Source organism: Streptomyces sp. M2CJ-2 (assembly GCF_016757295.1).
Taxonomy (GTDB): Bacteria; Actinomycetota; Actinomycetes; order Streptomycetales; family Streptomycetaceae; genus Streptomyces.
In genome coordinates, this window is sequence record NZ_JAESIF010000035.1 from 39,268 (window position 1) to 62,648 (window position 23,381).

Genomic DNA, 23,381 nt, shown 5'->3' on the forward strand with positions numbered 1-23,381 from the left:
CCGTCTGCGGGGATAGCCTTGCCCCGCCGAGGGCTCGCGGGTGACCTGCGCCCTCCCGAACAGTTGCAGGAGCCTGTGCCAGGAGTGGGCGTAGTGGCGAAGGTTTACCCGTCGGCGGAGCACGAGTCGACAGCTCCGGACTGGGAACGGATGGTCTCCTGGCTGCCGGAGCTCGCCCGGGGCGAGGCGGTGTTCCTTCCCGCGGATCCGCCCCGGATGGGACGGATGGCGTTCTGGACGCCCGGGAGTGAGCCGCCGGACCTCGGGGTGGAACCCGAGGAACTCACCGTGGTTCGCCCGCACGGTTCGTCCGTGCGCCGGGCGCGGGTGGTCGCCGTGTTGCTGCCGGTGGAGCAGGCGCTGCCGCTGTTGACCCGCTGCCGGGCACTCGGTGCGGACGGCAGCGGGCGGGCGTCGGCCGGTACCGCGTTCTGGGGCACAGCGACCCTGCTGGGATTGCGGCTGCTCGCCCGGGGCCGGATGCTGCCCGGGGTGTCGCCGGAAGGATTCGACGCGTGGCGGATCGGCCCGCTGGACACCGAGGACCACGAGTGGCTGGCTTCCCTGGCCGCCACCATGCCTCCCTGGGCCCGCTCGGTCGCGGTTCCCGGGCTCTCCCCCCTCACGCTTCCGGCGGCCGAGCCGCTGCTGCGGGCCTTCCTGGACGCCGTGGCCGATTCCCTCGCCCGCCCTCCCGCCGCCCACCAGGTGACTGGCGGACCGGCGTTCGCGGTCCGAGTTCCGCAGTCCGTGCCCGAGCAGCGAGGCTGGGCGGCGGAGGTCGCCGCCGGCCGCGACGCGGGGCTGGCGGTGTCGCTGCGACTGGAACTGGGCCGCGCGGACTCCTTCCGGGCCGTGCTCCAACTGCGCAGCCTGGCCGATCCCACGGTGCTCGCCGACGCCGCGGACCTGTGGTCCGGCAGGGCCACCGCCCCCGAACTGTTCGGTCCACGGGCCAAGGTGGACACGCTGCTGACGCTGCGCCGGGCCGCCCGCGCCTGGCCCCCGGCCGGCCGGATGCTGGACTCCGCCGCCCCTGCCGGTCTGGAGCTGTCCGACGAGGAGGCCCAGTCGCTGCTGGGCGACGCGGCCGAAAGCCTTGCCGCCGCCGGCGTCGCCGTGCACTGGCCCAAGGAGCTGGTACGCGAACTGACCGCCTCCGGCGTCCTGGAACCCGTACGCCGCCAGGGGACGCAGTCCTCGGCCGCGTCCTTCCTGTCCTCCGGTGGCCTGCTGGACTTCCGCTGGCGGGTCGCCCTCGGGGACCAGGAGCTCACGGAGGAGGAGCTGGAGCGGCTGGTCCAGGCGCACCGGCCGATCGTGCGGCTGCGCGACCAGTGGGTGGTCGTGGACCCGGAGCTGGTCCGCCGGCTGCGACGGGCCACGCAGTCCAGGACGACCTCGCTCACCCCCATCAACGCCTTGGGCGCCGCGCTGACCGGCAGCGTCGAGGTGGACGGCGAACAGGTGGCGGTCACTGCGAGCGGCGTACTGGAGGAGCTGCGCTCCCGGATCGCCGCCCCCGAGGATCGCGCCGCGCGCGAGCCCCAGGGGCCGCCGAAAGCCCTGGCCGCGACGCTGCGCGACTACCAGCTGCGCGGCCTGAACTGGCTGCACCGGATGACCTCGCTCGGCCTGGGCGGCTGCCTCGCCGACGACATGGGCCTGGGCAAGACCGTCACTTTGATCGCTCTCCACCTGCGTCGCCAGGAACAGAAAACCACCGCCGGCCCCACCCTGGTGGTCTGCCCCGCCTCGCTGCTCGGCAACTGGGAACGCGAGATCCAGCGCTTCGCACCGGCCACCCCGGTGCGCCGCTTCCACGGCCCCGACCGCGACCTGGCCGGCCTCGACGGCGGAGCGGACGGCGGCTTCGTCCTGACCACCTACGGGACCATGCGCCGCGACGCCGAACGCCTCACCGAGCAGCCCTGGGGCCTGCTCGTCGCCGACGAGGCCCAGCACGTCAAGAACCCGCACTCGCTCACCGCCCAGGCCCTGCGCCGGATCCCCTCACGGGGGCGGGTCGCGCTGACCGGCACCCCGGTCGAGAACAACCTGTCCGAACTGTGGTCACTGCTCGACTGGACCACCCCCGGCCTGCTCGGCACGCTCACCTCCTTCCGTGACCGCTACGCCACGGCCGTCGAGGGCGACCGCGACGAGCAGGCCGCCCGGCGGCTGGCCGCGCTGGTCGGCCCTTTCCTGCTGCGCCGGCGCAAGGCCGACCCCGGCATCGCGCCCGAACTGCCGCCCAAGACCGAGACCGACCAGCCAGTGTCCCTGACGAAGGAACAGGTCTCGCTGTACGAGGCGCTGGTACGCGAGCTCATGGCCGAGATCGAGGAGAAGCAGGGCATCGCCCGGCGCGGCCTGGTGATGAAGCTCCTCACCGGCCTGAAGCAGATCTGCAACCACCCCGCGCAGTTCCTGAAGGAACCCGCGAACGTCAAGCTCCCGGGCCGCTCGGGGAAACTGGAACTCCTGGACGAACTCCTGGACACCGTCCTGGCCGAGGACGGGTCGGCCCTGGTCTTCACCCAGTACGTGGCCATGGGCACGCTGATCGAGCGCCACCTGGCCGACCGCGGTGTGGACACCCTGTTCCTGCACGGAGGCACCACGGTCAAACGCCGCGAGGAGATGGTCGACGCCTTCCAGACCGGCGAGAAGAAGGTGTTCCTGCTGTCCCTCAAAGCCGCCGGGACCGGTCTGAACCTGACCCGGGCCGGACACGTCATCCACTACGACCGCTGGTGGAACCCGGCCGTGGAGGACCAGGCCACCGACCGCGCCTACCGGATCGGACAGACCCAGCCGGTCCAGGTGCACAAGCTGATCGCCGAGGGCACCGTGGAGGACCGGGTCGCCGAGATGCTCCGGCAGAAGCGGGAACTGGCCGACTCGGTGCTCGGCTCGGGCGAGGCGGCGTTCAGCGAACTGAGCGACAGCGAACTGGCCGAACTGGTCACACTGCGAAAGACGGGACGATGACCAGGCGTAGTCGGCCGGACAAGTCGGCCGCCCGTACCTTCGAGGCACTCCCGCCGGCCAAGGGCAGCCGTGCACCCTTCGCCGAGTCCTGGTGGGGTCGCGAATGGCTACGTTCCCTGGAGGAGTCCTCCCTGGACTCCGGCCGCCTTTCGCGCGGCCGGACCTACGCGCGCGGCGGCGCGGTCGGACCGGTCACCGTCGCTCCCGGCTCGGCCGCCGCCCCGGTGCAGGGCAGCCGCCGCACCCCGTACCGCTCCACGGTCCAGGTCGAGCAGCTGACGGATCGGCAGTGGGACCAGTTGCTCGACATGATCGCCGAGCGGGCCGCCAACATCGCCGCGCTGCTGGACGGCGAGATGCCCACCGGGCTCGCCGACGACGCCGCAGCCGCCGGTGTTCCGCTGCTGCCCGGCCCCCGGGACCTCGACCCCGAGTGCAGCTGCCCCGACTGGGGCTACCCCTGCAAACACGCCGCCGCCCTCTGCTACCAGGTCGCCCGACTCCTGGACCGCGACCCCTTCGTGCTGCTGCTCCTGCGGGGTCGCGGCGAGCGGGAGCTGATGGACGAGCTCGGCCGCCGCAACACCGCCCGCGCCTCCGCTGAAGCCGCCGCGTCCGCAGCGACCGCAGGCGCGGCTCCGGCCGCGCTCCCGGCCCGGCCCGGTGATCCAGCCGGGCCCGCCTTCGCCTCCCGTACCGCGCTACCGCCTCTGCCCGGCCCGCCACCGCTCCCCGATCGGCCCGGCCGCGGCCCCTCGCTGGTGGATTCCGCCGTCCCGGAGCCCGGTGTGGACCCGGCCGCCCTGGAACTGCTCGCCGTCGACACCGCGACGCGTGCCCATCACTTCCTCGCCGGAGCTCTCGGCGCGCGGCACGCCGATACCGCCCCACCCGCCCCGCTCACCGAATGGCAGGACGCCGTCCGTCTCGCCGCCACTCACCCCACCACGGACGTCTTCGCCAGGATCGCCTCGAACTGCGGCCGCACCCCCAGCGAACTCGCAGCCGCCACCCGTGCGTGGCGATACGGCGGCGCAGCATCCCTGGACGTACTGGAAAGCCCCTGGAACCCACCCACCTCCCGCCTGGAACGCGCCCGCGAGGCGCTGCGCGCAGACTGGGCCGACGGCAGACCACCCCGGCTCCGCTCCTGGCGCAACCGCTGGACCGTCGAGGGCCGCGACAGCCAACTGCGGCTGGGCCGCGACGGACTGTGGTACCCGTACACCAAGGACCGAGGTACCTGGTGGCCGGCCGGACCACCCGACGCCGACCCTGCCGTCGTCCTGACCGCCCTCCTCGCGACCTGACCCGCGCCGCGGGCTATTAGGTGTACGAATAAGGAGTGGCCTGGGTGACGGGCACGCCCGCGCTGGTGACGGCGGTCCGCTCGGCCAAGCAGTTCCTGACCTATGTCTCCGCGGGCCCCTTCCAGCACGCTGTCGCCGAGGCCCTCGCCCTGCCGGACGCGTACTTCACCGAGCTGCGCGCGGACCTGCGCGCCAAGCGGGACCTGCTGGCGAAGGGCCTGACGGAGGCGGGCTTCGACGTCCTCCGCCCGGCCGGCACCTACTTCATCACCGCCGACATCCGCCCCCTGGGCGAGACCGACGGCGAAGCCTTCTGCCTCGCCCTCCCCGAACGCGCCGGCGTCGTCGCCATCCCCACCTCGGTCTTCTACGACCACCGGAAGGCAGGCGCCCCGTACATCCGCTTCGCCTTCTGCAAGCAGAAGAGCGTGTTGGAGGAGGCGGCCTCCCGGCTGCAGGCGGTGGGGCAGCGTTAGGCGAAGCCCGTAGGGGACGCGTCCATCCCGGTGACCCCCGTTGCGCCGGGGGGCGGTCCGGATGGCCGGTGGGACGGGGCGTTCCTAGCCTCGGGACATGCTTCTTCGTCGATTGTCGTTGTCCGCCGCCGTTCTGGCGCTGGCCGTGTCGGCCGTCCCGTCCGCGGCGGCCTCACCACCCGCGCCGCGTCCTTCCGTCGTGAGCCGCTCCGTGCAGCAGGACGCCGACGCGCTGCGCGATGCCGGGGTCACGGGGGTCTCGGTCCGCCTGGAAACCCCCCGCGGGACCGTCACCGCCCGCTCCGGTGTGGGTGACCTGGCCAGTGGCCGCCCGGTTCCCGAGGACGGCCATCTGCGTCTGGGCAGTGTCACCAAGACGTTCGTCGCGACCGTCGTGCTGCAACTGGTGGACGAGGGGAGGCTGACGCTCGACCAGACGGTGGAGCGATGACCGGCACGGCCCGCGACCTCAACCGCTTCTTCACCGCCCTGACCCGCGGACGGCTGCTGGAACCCGCCGCCCTCTCCGCCCTGCGGAGCACCGTCCCGATGCCCCAGGACAGCGGGCATCCCGCGGGCACCCGGAGCGGCCTGGGACTGTTCTTCACGCCCTTGTCCTGCGGCGGCGGATACCTCGGCCACGGGGGAAGCGGGTTCGGCCACCTCGTCCGGGCCGCCACCACGACCGACGGCCGCCGCAGCATCACCGTCTCCGCGCACAGCCGCCCGGGAGACCCGGACACGGCGGACCGCCAGGAGGACATCCTGCGCGACCTCGTCGACCGCGCCCTCTGCCGTCCCGTGTGAGAAGCGATCGGACAGCACGGCCCGGCGGGAAAACCGAAGGAGCCCGGCTCCGGGGTGACCGTGGGGTCGCTCCGGATCCGGGCTCCTTCACGCGTACGCGTGGGGAAAGGGCTCCCTACTCGTCACTCGTCGTCGGGCTTCTCCGCGTCGTTGATCTCCTGCTCCAGGCCCAGCTGCTCGACGAGCCACTTGTCGAACTCGATCGCGGCCCGCACCCAGCTGACCGTCGAGGAGACGAAGTGCTCCAGGCTGACGCCCATGCCGATCAGCATCTGGGCCTCACCGATGAGACGGACGGTGCCGTCGTCGTGGGTGTGGGTGTAGACCTTGGGCCACAGAGTGCGGCGGTTCCAGTCGTCGATCGACTCGAGCAGCTGCTGCTTCTCCTCGATCTGGTGCGGGCGGTCGTAGAAGGTCCGCACGGAGAAGATCTGCTGGTCGTCCTCCCCACGGAACATGAAGTAGGTGCGGAACTGCTCCCACGGCGCCGCGAGGTCACCCTCGTCGTCGACGACGTACTTGAGCTCCATCTGGTCGAGGAGCTGCTTCACGAGGTCCTGATCCGGGACGACGGGGCCCGCCGGTCCTTGGGGCTGCGGCTCGGGCTGGCCCCCGAAATTGGGAATCGAGGACGGGTCGATGGACATGCTGGGACACTCCTGCGGTCGTCTGGCGTCCGGCCGTGGATGTGGGACCAGACGTATTCCCCACCCTCTCTCTCTTGGCCCGTGCCGGGCAACCTGCCTGGCCGACGGGCTTCCGGCTCGGTCCGGTCTCCATGATCACATCTCGGTGACCATGGAGACCGTCGCCCGGGGTGCTACAGCGTCTTGCCCGTGGCCGGGCCCACCAGGAGGCCCTCGCCGAAGCGGTCCACGCGGACCGTGTCGCCGTCCTTGATCTCGCCGGAGAGGATCTCCTTGGCGAGCCGGTCCCCGATGGCGGTCTGTACCAGTCGGCGCAGCGGACGGGCGCCGTAGGCCGGGTCCATGCCCTCCTCCGCCAGCCAGGCCAGCGCCTCGGGGGTGATGTCCAGGGTGAGCCGGCGTTCGGCGAGGCGTCGGCCCAGCCGGTCGAGCTGCAGTGCGGCGATGCGCTCCAGCTCGGCCTTGGTCAGCGCGGAGAAGACGACCAGGTCGTCGAGCCGGTTGAGGAACTCCGGCTTGAAGGAGGACCGGACCACTTCCAGGACCTGCTCCTTCTTCTGCTCCTCGGTGCTGATCGGGTCGACCAGGAACTGGCTGCCCAGGTTGGACGTGAGCACCAGGATCGTGTTGCGGAAGTCGACCGTGCGGCCCTGGCCGTCGGTGAGCCGCCCGTCGTCGAGGACCTGGAGCAGGATGTCGAAGACCTCGGGGTGGGCCTTCTCCACCTCGTCGAGCAGCACCACGCTGTACGGGCGGCGGCGCACGGACTCGGTGAGCTGGCCGCCCTCCTCGTAGCCGACGTAGCCGGGCGGGGCACCGACCAGGCGGGCCACGCTGTGCTTCTCGCTGTACTCCGACATGTCGATGCGGACCATCGCCCGCTCGTCGTCGAAGAGGAAGTCGGCGAGCGCCTTGGCCAGTTCGGTCTTGCCGACGCCGGTGGGGCCGAGGAAGAGGAAGGAGCCGGTGGGCCGGTCGGGGTCGGCGATTCCGGCGCGGCTGCGGCGCACGGCGTCGGACACCGCCCGTACGGCCTCGAGCTGGCCGATGAGCCGCTTGCCCAGCTCCTCCTCCATGCGCAGCAGCTTCTGCGTCTCGCCCTCCAGCAGGCGGCCGGCGGGGATGCCGGTCCAGGAGGCGACGACGTCGGCGATGTCGTCGGAGCCGACCTCCTCCTTGACCATGGTGTCCTTGGCGACCTCCTCCTCGGCCTCGGAGGCGGCTTCCAGGTCGCGTTCCAGGGCCGGGATCTCGCCGTAGAGGAGCTTGGAGGCGGTGTCGAAGTCGCCTTCGCGCTGGGCCCGTTCGGCCTGTCCGCGCAGGTCGTCGAGCTTCTCCTTCAGTTCGCCGACGCGGTTGAGGGACTGCTTCTCCTTCTCCCAGCGGGCGGTGAGGTGGCGCAGTTCCTCCTCCTTGTCGGCGAGGTCGCGGCGCAGCTTCTCCAGGCGCTCGCGGGAGGCGGCGTCGGTCTCCTTGCCGATCGCCAGCTCCTCCATCTTCAACCGGTCGACGGCGCGCTGGAGTTCGTCGATCTCGACGGGCGAGGAGTCGATCTCCATACGGAGCCGGGAAGCCGCCTCGTCGACGAGGTCGATGGCCTTGTCGGGCAGGAAGCGGGAGGTGATGTAGCGGTCGGAGAGGCTCGCCGCCGCGACCAGGGCGCTGTCGGCGATCTGCACCTTGTGGTGGGCCTCGTAGCGGCCCTTCAGGCCGCGCAGGATGGCGATGGAGTCCTCGACGGACGGTTCGGCGACCAGCACCTGCTGGAAGCGCCGCTCGAGCGCCGGGTCCTTCTCGATCCGCTCGCGGTACTCGTCGAGGGTGGTGGCGCCGACCATGCGCAGCTCACCGCGGGCGAGCATCGGCTTGAGCATGTTGCCGGCGTCCATGGCGGAGTCGCCGCCGGCTCCGGCGCCGACCACCGTGTGCAGCTCGTCGATGAAGGTGATGATCTGCCCGTCGGAGTCCTTGATCTCCGCGAGGACGGTCTTCAGCCGCTCCTCGAACTCGCCGCGGTACTTGGCCCCGGCGACCATCGCCCCCAGGTCGAGCGCGACGAGCCGCTTGTCCTTCAGCGACTCGGGCACGTCGCCCTTGACGATCCGCTGGGCGAGCCCCTCGACGACGGCGGTCTTGCCGACGCCGGGCTCACCGATGAGGACCGGGTTGTTCTTGGTGCGGCGGGACAGCACCTGCACGACCCGCCGGATCTCCTGGTCCCGCCCGATGACCGGGTCGAGCCTGCCCTCGCGGGCGGATTCCGTGAGGTCGGTCCCGAACTTCTCCAGGGCCTTGTACTGGCCCTCCGGGTCGGCTGTCGTCACCCGGCGTGCTCCTCTCGCCTGTTGAAAGGCATCCTGCAGCTTCTTCGCGGTGGCGCCCTGCCCCGTCAGCACCTCGCCTGCGGCGCCGCCCTTCGCGGCGATGCCGAGGAGCAGGTGCTCGGTGGAGAGGTACTCGTCCCCCAGGTCACGCGCGCGGGACTGGGCGTCGGCGATGACGGCGAGCAGTTCGCGGTTCGGTTGGGGCGGCGCGACGGTGGACCCGGTGACGCTCGGCAGGCCGGCGAGGACGCGCTCGGCTCCGGCCCGTACGGCCGCCTGGTCGGAGTCGACCGCGGCGAGCAGGTCCGTGATGTTCTCGTTGTCCTGGCCCTGCAGCAGGGCGAGGAGCAGATGGGCGGGGGTGAGGTCGGGGTGCCCCTCGGTTACGGCCCGGTTTCCGGCGGCGTTGATCGCGTCCCGGCTCCGGTTGGTCAGCTCGGCGTCCACGTTCGCGTTCTCCTCCTTGCGACGACCGTCCAGCGGCCCTCATGGCCGGCGCGGCAGCCCGGCCTGGCTGACTCGGTCAGCGTACACAAACTTGAGTCTATTCCACTCAAGGTGGTGATGGGAGGGTCGACGGGTCCCTGTTCCCGCTTCCCGGACCTCCCCGACCTTCCACCTTCCGGTGCGACCACGCCCCGCGCACGCCGATGACGGACGGGGGCCGCTGACGCAGCGGCGCGAGAGGAGAGACGAGAAGTGTGAGACGGGAGGCGCGAGGCGTCGGCCGGACGTGCCCACCCGAGCCGAGAGGGACCCGGGGAACAGAACGGGCCCGGGAACAGAAGGACGGCCGACGACGGGGGCGACACGGGCGGGGGCCGAGGGCGTGGTGGGGCCGGAGCGTCACAGACGGAACGCCACCGTCGCTCGATCCGGCGGCGCGGGGGCATGGAGGGCACGCTCACACGCGCGAGAAGGCAGGAGTGAGTCCGAGGTGGGAGTCGGTACGGCCGGACGGCCGGTTTCGGCCATCGCTCGATCCTGCCCACACCCGGAGATATCCCCGAAAACTGCAGTGGCGTCACCGTGTTCAGGTCACGGTGACGCCACTGCGGGGGGAAGCACCTGCGCGATCTTTTACGACGGGGGAATCGCGTCAGGCACTGCGGGGGGTGGCTGAGATGGTCCGGTGGGCAGAGGAGTCGGACTCCACCTGCTCATGGTCCCGCTGGTCCAGGTTCACAAAGATCATTCCGTACCGGATGGCACACCGTACGGGCTGCGGCGCCCCCCGAGGGCGCCGCAGGCACCGGTACGCCCGTACGTCTCCGTCCTCGTCCCGCGTGACGACGACCGGTTCACCGAACACGGTCACCATCAGCGAATCACCGCTGTGGGGGATGGCGGTGACCAGGTCGATGAAGTGCCAACCGGATCGGTAGGCGGTCGCCATCTCCCTGCGAAAAGATCGGTCGTCGGGTGGTGTGGTCATTGCCATCAGTCCCAGGTGCTGTCGGCCGGGAAGGCCAGCGGCTCGTCCGTGACGACCACAGAAGACTGAGCGTCGCTCACGTGATGCGCGTCACTCTCCGCACCGGAGAGGCCGGCCAGGGTGCCGAAAGCCACAACGGCGGAAAAGGCGGCGACAAGCACCGAGCGAAGCATTCTCTTACGCATAGTCGGCTTCGTCCTCACTTGAAGGTCCCCTCTATCCCCCGTCCGATAAGACGATGGCTCATTCAGGCACGTCATGGCCACACAATCGGTGCATCATGTTCCTGCACGTTCAGGACCCTGGGGGGTGGAGATTTGACAACAAACGGGACTAAGGCGACACATCCCCATCCGGTGACCGAGCTGTGCCCGGAGGGAAGCCGCCTCTACGCGGACGCCCTTCGTACCGGACACATACCGCGTACGGACGTCGAGGCCGCCCCCTGCCTGATGGATTTCGCTCTTCTCCATCCCGATCCCGACGACCCGAGCCATCTGCGGCCGGTACCGCCCTCGGTCGCCCTGGCCCAGCGGCTCAACCCCATCGAACGCGAGATCACCGAGCAGCGGCGGTTGTCCATCACGCTCGCCGAGGCCTTCGAGCCGTTCATGGACATCAGCACCCAGGAGACGGGCCCCACCCACTCCCTCACCGTGCTGGAGGGCCTCGACCGAATCAACACCGCACTCGACCTGGCGACCGCCCAGTGCCACTCCGAGATGCTCACGGTGCAGCCGAGCGGCCGTCGCCGCCCCGAGAACCGGCTCCTGGAGGCGCTGGAACGGGACCGACCGCTGATCGAACGCGGGGTGCGGATCCGGACGCTCTACCAGCACACCGCCCGGTTCAGCCCGGACCGGCTGGCCTACGTCGACCATTTCACCGACGGCAAGGTGGAGTACCGCACCATCGACGAACTCGTCGAGCGGCTCGTCATCTGTGACGAGACCGTCGCCTTCATCCCCATCCGCGAGGACCGGCAGGTGGCCCTCGAACTCCGCCACCCCGGTCTGGTCCGCTATCTGGTCAAGGTCTTCGAGTTCATGTGGAACCGAGCCGTCCCGCTCAGTGCCGGTGCTCCCTACGAGACCGCCCCCGACGGCATCACCGAGATCCAGCATTCCATAGCGAAACTGCTCGTCGAGGGCCACGTCGACGAGGCGATCGCACGCCGTCTCGGCATGAATGTACGCACCTGCCGCGCCCACATAGCCAAGCTGGCCTCCGCCCTCGGCAGCGGCAGCCGGGCCCAACTCGGCTATCTGATCGCCCAGTCGGGAATTCTCAACCAGGACCAGTGAAGCCCAGGAGGTGCAAGCCCGGCGTGACTGCATGTACGCGTGATCACGAAACGGAGGAACTGTGCGACGCGGGCGCCGAACTGTACGCCCGGGCACTGCGTGACGGTCCGCTGTCCGCCGAAGAGGCTCGCGAGACGCCCTGCCCGGTCGACACCGGGTTGCTCCGCCCCTCCCTTGACGACCCCGGCCGGCTGGTGCCCGTCCCACCGACGGTCGCCCTGCACCGACTGCTGCGATTCTCCGGAGAACGCGTCGCGGCCCAGCGGCGGCGCGAGGAACGGCTGACCGAGGTCTTCCAGCAGCTCATACGGATCGGTGAACCGTGCGCGGAGGAGACGGGAGCCCCCGCGCTCAGTGTTCTCAACGGCCAGGAGCGGATCAACGGCGCCATCGCCGAGGCACTGGCGGAAGGGAAGACGGAGCTCCTCTGCATACAGCCCCACAGCCATTACCACACGTCCGAGGACGCGAGAACGGCTCAAGCCGCGGCCATGGTTCGTGACCAGGAGTTCCTCGACCGCGGCGGCAGGATCCGCGTGCTCTACCCGCATACGCAGCGGCACATACCCCTGGTCGTCGCCCGTTACGAGCAGTTGAAGGGCGACGCTCAGGCACGCACCCTGGACGAGGTCGCCGGCCGCCTGATCATCATCGACGGGACGGTCGCCTACATCCCCGGTGACCGAGAAGCGGAACGCAGCGTTGCGCTGGAGATCCGGCACCCGGCCGTCATCACCTATCTGGTCAACATGTTCGACCGCTTCTGGCGACTGGCCACTCCCATGCACCCCCAGGCAGTCCAGCCGCCGTCCCTCAACGGCATCACCGCCCGCCAGCGAGCGATCGCCCGCTTCCTCGTCGAAGGCCACACGGATGCCGTCATCGCCGACCGCCTCGGCATGAACGTCCGCACCGCCCGTGTCCACATCGCCAAGCTCGCCTCCACCCTCGGCAGCGGCAGCCGTGCTCAGCTCGGCTATCTCATCGCGCGCTCGGGGATCCTCGACCGGGAGGAGTGACTACCGCCCGGCGCGCGTCGTCCAGGCCGACCTGCGCGATACGGACGCCCAGTTGGGTGCGACTGGTCGCGCCCAGCGTCTCCGAGAGGCGGGCGATGTGCGCCCGGCAGGTGCGCACGCTGATGCCGAGGCGTTCCGCGATCACCGCGTCCTGGTGGCCCTCCGCCAGCAGCGCCGCGATGGACCGCTCCCGGTGCGAGATGCCCTCGATGCCGGTGTCGGGCAGCGGGGCGGTCAGCGGGATGGCGAGGCGCCACAGGCGCTCGAAGACCGTGCCCAGGTACAACACCAGCGCCGGGTGGCGCAGCTCCAGCGCCATGGTGCGCTCGGAGTTGGCGGGGATGAAGGCGACCGTGCGGTCGAAGAGGATCAGCCGCTCGATCACCTCGTCCAGCGTCCGCGCCTCCACCGCGTCGCCCATCAGCTCCAGGTAGGTGTGCAGGCCCTGGCCGTGCCGGGCCACATGCGTGTAGAGGTCCCGCATCCGCACCCCGCGCCCGCGCAGCGCCGTCGCCCGGTGCAGGCCCTCCGACAGCTCCGCCTCGCGCCGGATACCGCCGGGCTGGACCGTGAGCACCTCGGTGGTGCACGCCTGCGTCGCCTCGTCCATCGAGGCCTGGATGCGGGCCAGCCCGTCCAGCACCCTGATCGCCGGGCCCTCCGCGGCCGAGCGGGAGGCGGGCACCTGGCGGCCCAGGCCGGCGTACCGCTCGAACGCCGCGACGACCGAGCCGACCCGGCGCTGGCTCGCGCTGACCTCCTCGTGCATCCCGCGCAGCAGCCGGGTCATGACCTCCTGCGGGGCGGTCGGCACCAGCCAGTCCATGTCGTCGGGGTCCGGATGCAGCAGGGCCAGGTCCAGCAGGCAGGGCACCGGCTCCGCGTCCCGGCGCGGCACCCGTCCGCGCCGTACGGCCCGGGAGTACACGCGGTCCCCGGAGTCGCACAGCCGGTCAGCACCGTGTGGATGCTCGTCCGTCCCGCGCCCGGCCATCGCCCGTCCCACCCCCGGTTCTGCCACTTTCCGATGCGCCACTATGCGCGGCCGCACCCGGCTCCGCAACACGGCTCCGGTCGGCGCGGCAGCCGAGAACCCGGAAACCCGGGGAACGGGGCGGGACTCGGGGCGGTGACGGGACAACACCGCCGGGGAGCACGGTGATCCGTGCTCCCCGGCGGAACGTCCACGCATCCCGGGCGAAGTACCCGGCGGCCGGCGGCTACTTCAGGCCGACCGCGGCGCACGCCTCCTTGTACTCCGCCGTGCAGATGTCCGCCACCTTGTAGAACCCGTCGGCGATGACCGTGTCCTTGATGTTGTCCTTCGTCAGGGCCACCACGGGCACGAGCTGCGCCGGGATGTCCTTGTCCGTGGGGCTGTCCACCCGCTCGCGGGTCAGCGCGTCGAACTGGATGCCCTTGCCCTGGACCCGCGCCACGGCCATCTCCGCGGCGTTGTCGGCCTCCAGCGGGTAGGACTTGTAGACGCTCATGAACTGCTCGCCCGCGATGATCCGCTGCACTCCCGCCAGTTCGGCGTCCTGGCCGGTGATCGGGGGCAGCTCGGTCACACCGGCGGTCTCGAGCGCCTTGACGATGGCGCCCGCCATGGTGTCGTTGGCCGAGTAGACGGCGGCGATGTTGTCCTTGCCGATCACGTTGATCGCCTCGACCATGTTGGCCTCGGCGTTCTCCGGCGCCCAGTCCTTGGTGTCGTAGGACTTGGCGATGGTGACCTTGCCCTTGAGCTCCGACAGCGCGCCGGCCTTGAACTGCTTCGCGTTCGGGTCGGTCGGGGAGCCGTTCATCATGACGATCTTGCTGGTGGCCGCCTTGTCGCCGCCGAGCTTCTCCAGCAGGGAACGGCCCTGGACCTCGCCGACCAGCTCGTTGTCGAAGGAGATGTACGCGTCGATCGGGCCCTCGGCCAGCCGGTCGTAGGCGATGACCGGGATGCCCGCGTCCTTGGCCTTCTTCACGTCCTCGGCGATGGCCTTCGAGTCGACCGCGTCCAGCACGATGACGTCGACCCTGTCGTCGATCATCTGCTGCATCTGGCTCGACTGCTTGCCGGCGTCCGACTCGGCGTTGGCGTAGGCGACCTTCCCCTTGTCGTTGGTGAGCGACTCCACCTTCTTCTTGAAGATGGGGTAGTCGAACTGCTCGTACCGGGTGTTGGCCTTCTCCGGGAGAAGCAGTCCGACCGTGATGTCGTTCCCCTTCGTGGGGCTCGCGTCGTCGCTGCTCCCTGTCGCGTTGAGTACGCCGCAACCGGCAAGCATGACGGACATCGAGGTGGCGGCCACTGATATGGCGATACGACGCATGCGAGGGCTCACTTCAGGTGCGTTTTGGACGTGGGCACAACATTGCGGCCCATGTGACTGAAAAGCCAACGCTTCAGCTACCACTGGCGTCAAGACCAACTACTTAACGAGATGAACACAACACGGTGCGCTGAAGTCGTGAGGGGCCGGCGAAAGACTCGCACAGATCTCCTGGAGACGCACACATCCGCTGATCACAGGCGTACGCGGGGCGTACGGGACGGGGAGTGAGGGGGCGTCATCCGTGCGCACACGCGTGAAGGGCCCGGAGGTTCGGACGAACCTCCGGGCCCTTCAGGACACTTCACTTTTCAGCCAAACGGAACTTTCCCGTCAGCCGGACCGCTCGGTCGGGTCAGTCGGGCTGCTGCTGACGCTTCGGCCGCCACACCACCAGCGCGCTGGTCTGCTGCACCTCCTGATACGGCACCAGGTCCCGGCGGTACGACGCGTGCACCGCGGCCTCGCGCTGCCGCATGGTCGCCGCCGCGCCGTCCAGCGCGCCCTCCAGCTCCGCCACCCGGGCCTGCAGCGCGGCGACCTGGTTCTCCAGTTCGATGATGCGCTTGATGCCGGCCAGGTTGATGCCCTCCGCCTGCGACAGCTGCTGCACCTGACGGAGCAACTCGATGTCACGGGCCGAGTAGCGGCGGCCCCGGCCGGCGGCGCGGTCCGGCGAGACGAGCCCCAGACGGTCGTACTGGCGCAGGGTCTGCGGATGCAGGCCGGAGAGCTGAGCCGCCACCGAGATGACGTAGACCGGCGTGTCCTGCGTCAGTTCATACGGATTGCGTCGACGACCGTCCATCTCCATCAAGCTCCCTTCGCTGCCTGGAACAGCTCCGCCCGCGGATCCTCATCCGCGGTCGCCTCGCGATACGCCTCCAGTGCGTCACGAGCCTTCCCCGGCAGGTCCTTGGGAACACTCACCTCGACGGTGACCAGCAGATCGCCGCGCGAGCCGTCCTTGCGGACCGCTCCCTTGCCGCGGGCCCGCATGGTCCGCCCGTTGGGCGTGCCCGGGGGCAGCTTCAGCGTGACCGGCGGACCGCCGAGCGTCGGGACGCGGATCTCCCCGCCGAGGGCCGCCTCCGGATAGGTGACCGGAACGGTGACGGTGAGATTGTCGTCCCGGCGGCCGAACACCGGGTGACTGCCGACGTGCACGACGACGTACAGGTCGCCCGCCGGGCCGCCGCGCTCGCCCGGTGCGCCCTTGCCGCGCAGCCGGATGCGCTGGCCGTCGCTGACGCCCGCCGGGATGCGCACCTGCATCGTCCGCGAGGACTTGGCCCGGCCGCTGCCCTTGCAGATGTCGCAGGGGTTCTCCGCGATCAGGCCGCGGCCCTTGCAGTCCGGGCACGGGTCGGTGAGCGAGAAACCCCCGCCGCTGCCCCGGGCGACCTGCCCGGTGCCGACACAGGTCGGGCACACGCGCGGTGTGCCGTTCTTGTCGCCGGTGCCCGAACAGCCCTTGCAGGCCTGCTGGGAGGACATCCGCAGCGGGACCGTCGCCCCCTCGATGGCCTCGGTGAAGCTCAGGGTGACCTCGGACTCGATGTCCTGGCCGCGCCGGGGCTGGGTCCGCGTGGTGCCGGTGCCGCCGCGGTTGAACAGCCCGCCGAAGACGTCGCCGATCCCGCCGCCGAACCCGCCGGCGCCGCCCTGGCCGCCCTGTCCTCCCTGGCCGCCTCCGAAGAGGTCACCCAGGTCGAAGTTGAACGACCCGGCGCCGCCCGCCCCCGGTCCCGGCCGGAAGCCGCCGCCGCCGAAGAGCGACCGGGCCTCGTCGTACTCCTTGCGCTTCTTGGGGTCGCCGAGGACGTCGTTCGCCTCGGAGATCTCCTTGAACCGCTCCTCCGCCTTGGCGTTGCCCTTGTTGGCGTCCGGGTGGTACTCGCGGGCGAGCTTCCGGTACGCCTTCTTGATCTCGGCCTCGGTGGCGTCCTGAGGCACGCCGAGGACCTTGTAGTAGTCCTTCTCGATGAAGTCCTTGGTGCTCATCCCCGACGTCCCTCCTTCCTTGCCCGCCGGGGCGGCCCGGCAGGTCCTGCCTGCCCGGCCCGCCCCGGCTTCCTCACGCCCGCTGAGGCGTCAGCCCTCCTGAGGGCCACCGGTCTCCTTTTCGTCCGCGGCCGCCTCGGTCTCCTCCTCGGCCGGCTTGCCCGGCTGAGCGCCCGGCTGCGGTTCGGCCACGGCCACCCGCGCGGGGCGGATGGTGCGCTCACCGATGCGGTACCCGGGCTGCAGGATCGCCACGCACGTCGTCTCGGTGACGTCCGGGGCGTAGGAGTGCATCAGGGCCTCGTGGATCGTCGGGTCGAAGGGCTCGCCCTCCTTGCCGAACTGCTGCAGGCCCATCTTCGCCACGGTCGACTCCAGCGACTCGGCGACGGACTTGAACCCGCCGACCAGTTCGCCGTGCTCCCGTGCGCGGCCGACGTCGTCGAGCACGGGCAGGAGCTCGGTCATGAGGTTCACCACGGCGACCTCCTTGACCGCGATCCGGTCGCGCTCGACCCGGCGGCGGTAGTTCTGGTACTCGGCCTGGAGCCGCTGGAGGTCCGCGGTGCGCTCACCGAGCGCCGTACGAGCCTGGTCCAGCTGGGCCACCAGCCCGGCGTCGGGACCCGAGTCCCCGGCCGGGGCCGCCGCCTCCTCCGCGGAGGGGGTGGCGGCCTTCGGCTCGGCGTCGTCGGCCGGAACGCCTGAGGGGACGTCGGGCTGCTGCGACTTTTCGTCGAAGCCCGGGGTCTCCTCGGTCACGCCGCACCGTCCTTACGTTCGTCGTCCACGATCTCGGCGTCGACCACGTCGTCGTCCGCCCTGGCCCCGCCGGCACCCGCGTCGGCTCCGGCGCCACCCGCGGCCTGGGCCGCCTGGGCGTCGGCGTACATGGCCTGGCCCAGCTTCTGGGAGACGGCGGCGACCTTCTCCGTGGCGGTGCGGATCTCGGCGGTGTCCTCGCCCTTGAGCTTCTCCTTCAGCTCGGCGACGGCGCCCTCGACCTCGGTCTTGATCTCGCCGGGAACCTTGTCCTCGTTGTCCGCGAGGAACTTCTCGGTCTGGTAGACGAGCTGCTCGCCCTGGTTGCGGGACTCGGCGGCCTCGCGGCGCTGGTGGTCCTCCTCCGCGTACCGCTCGGCCTCCTCACGCATGCGGTCGACCTCGTCCTTCGGGAGCGAGGAGCCGCCGGTGACGGTCATCTTCTGCTCCTTGCCGGTGCCGAGGTCCTTCGCCGTGACGTGCATGATGCCGTTGGCGTCGATGTCGAAGGAGACCTCGATCTGCGGGACGCCGCGCGGCGCCGGGGGCAGACCGGTCAGCTCGAACATGCCGAGCTTCTTGTTGTACGCCGCGATCTCGCGCTCGCCCTGGTAGACCTGGATCTGCACCGACGGCTGGTTGTCCTCGGCCGTGGTGAAGATCTCGGAACGCTTGGTCGGGATCGTGGTGTTGCGCTCGATCAGCTTGGTCATGATGCCGCCCTTGGTCTCGATGCCGAGGGACAGCGGGGTGACGTCGAGCAGCAGGACGTCCTTGACCTCGCCCTTGAGGACACCGGCCTGGAGCGCGGCACCGATCGAGACGACCTCGTCCGGGTTGACGCCCTTGTTGGCCTCCTTGCCGCCGGTCATCTCCTTGACGAGCTCGGCGACGGCGGGCATCCGGGTGGAACCACCGACGAGAACGACGTGGTCGATCTCGGACAGCGCGATACCGGCGTCCTTGACGACGTTGTTGAACGGCGTCTTGCAGCGCTCCAGCAGGTCCGCGGTCAGCTGCTGGAACTGGGCGCGGGTCAGCTTCTCGTCGAGGTGCAGGGGGCCCTCGGCGGAGGCGGTGATGTAGGGCAGGTTGATCGTGGTCTCGGTGGACGCGGACAGCTCGATCTTGGCCTTCTCGGCGGCCTCACGGAGGCGCTGGAGCGCCATCTTGTCCTTGCCCAGGTCCACGCCGTGCCCGGACTGGAACTGCTTGACCAGGTAGTCGACGACGCGCTGGTCCCAGTCGTCACCACCGAGGTTGTTGTCACCGTTGGTGGCCTTCACCTCGACGACGCCGTCACCGATCTCCAGGAGCGAGACGTCGAACGTACCGCCACCGAGGTCGAAGACCAGGATGACCTGCTCGTCCTTGTCGAGGCCGTACGCCAGGGCGGCGGCCGTCGGCTCGTTGACGATGCGCAGCACGTTCAGACCGGCGATCTCGCCGGCCTCCTTGGTCGCCTGGCGCTCCGCGTCGTTGAAGTACGCCGGGACGGTGATGACCGCGTCGGTCACCTTCTCGCCCAGGTAGGCCTCGGCGTCCCGCTTCAGCTTCTGGAGCACGAAGGCGCTCATCTGCTGCGGGTTGAAGTCCTTGCCGTCCAGGTTGATCTTCCAGTCGGTGCCCATGTGGCGCTTGACCGACCGGATGGTCCTGTCGACGTTGGTCACGGCCTGGCGCTTGGCCACCTCACCGACCAGCACCTCGCCGTTCTTCGCGAAGGCGACGACGGAAGGCGTGGTCCTGGCGCCCTCAGCGTTGGTGATGACGGTGGGCTCACCGCCCTCCAGAACGCTGACGACGGAGTTAGTCGTGCCCAGGTCGATGCCGACCGCACGTGCCATTTCGATTCCTCCAGCTGACTTGAGTGGAACAGACTCAAGCATGCCTGACGTCCGGCGCGGGGTCAACAGACCTGAGTCGAGCAGACTCAACTCTTATCCGCTCCTTACGCGCAAGGAGGATCCGACCTGCGGATTCGGGGCGTCAGCGCCGACGCAGGAGCGGGGCGGCAGCCGCCCCTCAGGAGCGGCTCCGAGGCGGGCGGCCATGTCGGGCCTCAAGCCAACGGCTTACGGACACAAGTGTGCGGCACGGATATAAATTAGTGGCGTATGCCCAGATTCATGGGGCGTGACGCGGCCACCTCCAGGGTGCTCCCCAAGGCAACCCTCAGCGACTCAGATCACTCCGCGCCCGGCTGCAGTACGGCCGAAGATAGGGGTAGTCTCAGACGGACTGTATAAGTTACCGCTTAGTAATGTCGGGAATTCCGTGGCAGGAGCCCCCCGACCAAACCCTCGCAGGCCCGAGGAGCCCCTATGCAACTCGCCGCGATCATCGTGTCGCTGGTCCTGACCGTGGTCGGCGTCGCCCTGCTCGCACGCGCGATCGGCCAGTTCGTCCGGTACTTCAAGCTGGGCCAGCCGGTCCCGGCCGGCACCCGGACCGACAATCCCTACCAGCGCAGCGTGACCCTGGTGCGGGAGTTCCTCGGCCACACGCGCATGAACCGGTGGGGCGTCGTCGGCGTCGCCCACTGGTTCGTGGCCATCGGCTTCCTGACGCTGCCGCCGACCATCGTCACCGCCTACGGCCAGCTGTTCCGGGCCGACTGGACGCTCCCGGTGATCGGCGGCTTCCTGCCGTACGAGATGTACATCGAGTTCATCGGCGCCATGACGACCCTCGGCATCGCCGTGCTGATCGTCATCCGCCTGCTGAACCTGCCCTCCCGGCCCGGCCGCAAGTCCCGGTTCACCGGCTCGAAGATGGGCCAGGCCTACTTCGTCGAGTACGTCATCCTCACCATCGGCCTCGCCATCTACGTGCTGCGCGGCCTCGAGGGAGCCCTGCACCACGTGGACGGCTACGAGGCCGCGTACTTCGCCTCGTACCCGCTGGTCCTGGCCTTCAAGGGCCTGAGCCTGGCGACGCTGCAGAACCTCGTCTACCTCTTCGCCATGATCAAGCTGAGCACGACCATGATCTGGATGATCACGGTCAGCCTCAACACGAACATGGGTGTGGCCTGGCACCGCTTCCTGGCCTTCCCGAACATCTGGTTCAAGCGCGAGGCCACCGGCGACACCGCGCTGGGCGCCCTGCAGCCGATGACCTCGGGCGGCAAGCCGATCGACTTCACCGACCCCGGTGACGACGACGTCTTCGGCGTCTCCCAGGTCGAGCAGTTCTCCTGGAAGGGCCTGCTGGACTTCTCCACCTGCACCGAGTGCGGCCGCTGCCAGTCGCAGTGCCCCGCCTGGAACACCGGCAAGCCGCTCTCGCCGAAGCTGCTGATCATGAGCCTGCGGGACCACGCGCACGCCAAGGCGCCGTACCTGCTGGCCGGCGGCGGCAAGACGATGGAGGGCGAGGAGAAGGCGTCGGCCGAGGCGCTCAAGGACGTGCCCGCGACGGCGCTGGCCGAGGCCGAGCGCCCGCTGATCGGCACCCTCGAGGCTGCATCCGACAGCGGCTTCGCCGCGGGCGGCGTCATCGACCCGGACGTCCTGTGGTCTTGCACCACCTGCGGCGCCTGCGTCGAGCAGTGCCCCGTCGACATCGAGCACGTCGACCACATTGTCGACATGCGCCGCTACCAGGTCATGATCGAGTCCAGCTTCCCCTCGGAGGCCGGCACGATGCTCAAGAACCTGGAGAAGAAGGGCAACCCCTGGGGCCTGGCCAAGAAGCAGCGCCTTCAGTGGACCAAGGAGGTCGACTTCGAGGTCCCGGTCGTCGGCAAGGACCTCGAGGACCTGTCCGAGGTCGAGTACCTGTACTGGGTCGGCTGCGCCGGCGCCCTCGAGGACCGCGCCAAGAAGACCACCAAGGCCTTCGCCGAGCTGCTGCACATCGCGGGCGTCACGTTCGCGATCATGGGCGGCGACGAGAAGTGCACCGGCGACTCCGCCCGCCGCCTGGGCAACGAGCCCCTGTTCCAGGAACTCGGCATGGAGAACGTCTCCGCGCTGAACACGGCCTTCGGCGAGGAGACGGACGACGAGGGCAACGTCACCGAGGAGTCGAGGAAGCCGAAGTCGGCGAAGAAGATCGTCGCCACCTGCCCGCACTGCCTCAACACCCTCGGCAACGAGTACCCGCAGCTCGGCGGCGACTACGAGGTCATCCACCACACCCAGCTGCTCCAGCACCTCATCGACGAGGGCAAGCTGATCCCGGTGACCCCGGTCGAGGGCCTCATCACCTACCACGACCCGTGCTACCTGGGCCGGCACAACAAGATCTACACGCCGCCGCGCGAGATCATCGCCAACGTCCCGGGCCTGCGCAACGAGGAGATGCACCGCCACAAGGAGCGCGGCTTCTGCTGCGGCGCCGGCGGCGCGCGGATGTGGATGGAGGAGCGGATCGGCAAGCGCGTCAACGACGAGCGCGTCGACGAGGCCCTCGCCCTGAACCCGGACATCATCTCCACCGCCTGCCCGTTCTGCCTGGTCATGCTGACCGACTCGGTCAACGGCAAGAAGAACGACGGCAAGGCGAAGGAGACCGTCCAGGTCGTCGACGTCGCCCAGCTGCTGCTGGAGTCGGTCAAGACGCCGCTCGACCCGGCGGGCGAGTCGGAGGCGGAGAACGCCCCGGAGCCGGAGCCGGTGAAGTAGGCACGAGGCGCGTACGCGCGCGGGTGCGAAGGGGCCGTCCGGAAGGGCGGCCCCTTCGTCATGTTCGCGTACGCTCCGTCCTGCGGAGGACCGGACCCCTCCGCAGGACGGAGCGCGGAGCTGACTCCCCCTTAGGGGATGTCACAGCTCGGCCGCAAAGGCGGCCCCGGAACCCCGGGCCCGGCCCACCACTCCCTGGGACCAGGTACGTTCGTTGACGTGGCTGGATTCAGGATCGGACGCGGCCGGGACAACAACGGCGCTCCTCACGCGCGACCGCAACACCCTCCGTACGGGCAGCAGACGCCGCAGGGACCGTCGTACGGCTCCCCGCAGGCGCCGCAGCCGTACCCACAGCAGCCGCCGTACGGCAGAGGCGGCCACGGCGGGGGCGGCAACGGCGGCGGCAGCCCGTGGCCGCAGGTGAACCGCGGCCCCGGCGGGCACGGCGGCCCCGGCCGCCCCGGTGGCGGCTACGGCGGTCAGCACGGCCACGGCGGTCAGCACGGCCACGGCGGTCACGGCGAGCCGGAGTACTTCGGCGACGGCGGCGCGTACCCGGGCGGCCCGCAGGCCGGGCACGACCCGTACGCGGCCAACAACCCGGGCCACACCCAGGCCTTCTCGGTCAGCGAGGACCCCTACCTGCAGGGCGGCGGGACACACCACGACGGTGCCCCCGAGCCCGTGCCCGGCCCGGTCGGCCCGCCCCTGCCCTGGAAGGCCCTGCTGAAGGGCATCGTCACCGCCCCCGACCAGACGTTCCTGAGGATGCGCGACTACACGATGTGGGGCCCCGCCCTCGTCGTCACGTTCCTCTACGGCCTGCTCGCGGTCTTCGGCTTCGAGGGCGCCCGCGAGGAGGCGATCGGCGCCACCCTGACCAACGCCATCCCGATCGTCCTGACGACGGCCGTGGCGATGGTGATCAGCTTCTTCGTCCTGGGCGTGGTCACCCACAGCCTGGCCCGCCAGCTCGGCGGCAACGGCGCCTGGCAGCCCACGGTCGGCCTGTCCATGCTGATCGCGTCCCTCACGGACGCCCCCCGGCTGGTCTTCGCGATGTTCGCGAGCGGCGACGCCACGTTCGTCCAGATCCTCGGCTGGGCCACCTGGATCGCGGCCGGCGCGCTGCTCACCCTGATGGTCCGCCGCTCCCACGACCTGCCCTGGCCGAAGGCCCTGGGCGCGTCCGCGATCCAGCTGATCGCCCTGCTGTCGATCGTGAAGCTGGGCACGTTCTGAGCCACGGGACGGCACGGCACACGTGAAGGGGGCTCCCGATCCGGGAGCCCCCTTCCTCAACCTGGCCTTCTTCGCCCCGGCCTTCTTCGCCCCGGC

General features: G+C 70.1%; 17 protein-coding genes and 2 pseudogenes. 9 read left to right on the forward strand and 10 right to left on the reverse strand.

The window, feature by feature from the left end; translation table 11 throughout:
* The first annotated feature begins 150 nt into the window (after positions 1-150).
* The 5 genes and pseudogenes from JL475_RS24035 to JL475_RS40225 form a co-directional block, all read left to right on the forward strand.
* Entirely contained in the window at positions 151-2,994 is a 2,844-nt protein-coding gene (locus JL475_RS24035) for a DEAD/DEAH box helicase (RefSeq protein ID WP_202280017.1), read from the forward strand.
* Entirely contained in the window at positions 2,991-4,304 is a 1,314-nt protein-coding gene (locus JL475_RS24040) for an SWIM zinc finger family protein (protein WP_202279998.1), read from the forward strand. Before JL475_RS24035 ends, JL475_RS24040 begins: the two co-directional genes overlap by 4 nt.
* 41 nt (positions 4,305-4,345) lie before the next feature.
* Positions 4,346-4,780, forward strand: a pseudogene (locus JL475_RS24045) (aminotransferase class I/II-fold pyridoxal phosphate-dependent enzyme); the annotation flags it as partial.
* Positions 4,781-4,877: 97 nt separating this feature from the next.
* Positions 4,878-5,231, forward strand: a complete 354-nt coding sequence (locus JL475_RS40220; RefSeq protein WP_237408091.1) for a serine hydrolase domain-containing protein — start codon at positions 4,878-4,880, stop codon at positions 5,229-5,231.
* Positions 5,204-5,587: pseudogene (locus tag JL475_RS40225) on the forward strand (serine hydrolase); the annotation flags it as partial. The gene JL475_RS40220 and the pseudogene JL475_RS40225, both read left to right, overlap by 28 nt.
* Before the next feature lie 122 nt (positions 5,588-5,709).
* Here JL475_RS40225 and JL475_RS24055 read toward each other — a convergent pair.
* From JL475_RS24055 to JL475_RS24070, 4 genes are all read right to left on the reverse strand, one after another.
* Positions 5,710-6,234 (reverse strand): YbjN domain-containing protein, encoded by a 525-nt coding sequence (locus tag JL475_RS24055; RefSeq protein ID WP_202279999.1) that lies wholly within the window; start codon positions 6,232-6,234, stop codon positions 5,710-5,712.
* Positions 6,235-6,407: 173 nt separating this feature from the next.
* A complete protein-coding gene (clpB, locus tag JL475_RS24060) occupies positions 6,408-9,005 on the reverse strand; it encodes an ATP-dependent chaperone ClpB (RefSeq protein WP_202280000.1) in 2,598 nt (865 codons plus the stop codon).
* A 652-nt stretch (positions 9,006-9,657) separates the two neighbouring features.
* Complete coding sequence (locus JL475_RS24065) at positions 9,658-9,993, reverse strand: hypothetical protein (RefSeq protein ID WP_202280001.1); 336 nt, start codon at positions 9,991-9,993, stop codon at positions 9,658-9,660.
* 5 nt (positions 9,994-9,998) lie between these two features.
* The gene (locus JL475_RS24070) at positions 9,999-10,154 is read right to left on the reverse strand and encodes a hypothetical protein (protein ID WP_202280020.1); all 156 of its coding nucleotides are present in this window, start codon (positions 10,152-10,154) and stop codon (positions 9,999-10,001) included.
* A gap of 156 nt (positions 10,155-10,310) precedes the next feature.
* On the opposite strand from JL475_RS24070, the gene JL475_RS24075 reads away from it, so the two are divergent.
* On the forward strand, positions 10,311-11,297 hold the full coding sequence (locus tag JL475_RS24075; protein ID WP_202280002.1) for a helix-turn-helix transcriptional regulator: 987 nt from the start codon (positions 10,311-10,313) through the stop codon (positions 11,295-11,297).
* 23 nt (positions 11,298-11,320) lie between these two features.
* Entirely contained in the window at positions 11,321-12,316 is a 996-nt protein-coding gene (locus JL475_RS24080) for a LuxR C-terminal-related transcriptional regulator (RefSeq protein ID WP_202280003.1), read from the forward strand.
* Here JL475_RS24080 and JL475_RS24085 read toward each other — a convergent pair.
* The 6 genes from JL475_RS24085 to dnaK form a co-directional block, all read right to left on the reverse strand.
* Positions 12,279-13,310 (reverse strand): helix-turn-helix transcriptional regulator, encoded by a 1,032-nt coding sequence (locus tag JL475_RS24085; protein ID WP_202280018.1) that lies wholly within the window; start codon positions 13,308-13,310, stop codon positions 12,279-12,281. The two genes, JL475_RS24080 and JL475_RS24085, sit on opposite strands and share 38 nt — an antisense overlap.
* 226 nt (positions 13,311-13,536) lie before the next feature.
* Positions 13,537-14,655 carry a sugar ABC transporter substrate-binding protein gene (locus JL475_RS24090; RefSeq protein ID WP_202280004.1) on the reverse strand — a complete coding sequence of 373 codons (1,119 nt, stop codon included), beginning with the start codon at positions 14,653-14,655 and terminating at the stop codon, positions 13,537-13,539.
* A 343-nt stretch (positions 14,656-14,998) separates the two neighbouring features.
* Positions 14,999-15,451 carry a heat shock protein transcriptional repressor HspR gene (locus JL475_RS24095; RefSeq protein ID WP_202280005.1) on the reverse strand — a complete coding sequence of 151 codons (453 nt, stop codon included), beginning with the start codon at positions 15,449-15,451 and terminating at the stop codon, positions 14,999-15,001.
* Between the two features lie 5 nt (positions 15,452-15,456).
* The gene (dnaJ, locus tag JL475_RS24100; RefSeq protein ID WP_202280006.1) at positions 15,457-16,647 is read right to left on the reverse strand and encodes a molecular chaperone DnaJ; all 1,191 of its coding nucleotides are present in this window, start codon (positions 16,645-16,647) and stop codon (positions 15,457-15,459) included.
* A 90-nt stretch (positions 16,648-16,737) separates the two neighbouring features.
* Positions 16,738-17,409 (reverse strand): nucleotide exchange factor GrpE, encoded by a 672-nt coding sequence (grpE, locus tag JL475_RS24105; protein WP_109377146.1) that lies wholly within the window; start codon positions 17,407-17,409, stop codon positions 16,738-16,740.
* On the reverse strand, positions 17,406-19,256 hold the full coding sequence (gene dnaK, locus JL475_RS24110) for a molecular chaperone DnaK (protein ID WP_202280007.1): 1,851 nt from the start codon (positions 19,254-19,256) through the stop codon (positions 17,406-17,408). The genes grpE and dnaK overlap by 4 nt, the downstream gene beginning before the upstream one ends.
* Positions 19,257-19,733: 477 nt before the next feature.
* On the opposite strand from dnaK, the gene JL475_RS24115 reads away from it, so the two are divergent.
* Together JL475_RS24115 and JL475_RS24120 are read left to right on the forward strand one after the other, a co-directional pair.
* A complete protein-coding gene (locus JL475_RS24115; RefSeq protein ID WP_202280008.1) occupies positions 19,734-22,040 on the forward strand; it encodes a (Fe-S)-binding protein in 2,307 nt (768 codons plus the stop codon).
* 138 nt (positions 22,041-22,178) lie between these two features.
* Entirely contained in the window at positions 22,179-23,285 is a 1,107-nt protein-coding gene (locus tag JL475_RS24120) for a Yip1 family protein (RefSeq protein ID WP_202280009.1), read from the forward strand.
* Positions 23,286-23,381: the final 96 nt, after the last annotated feature.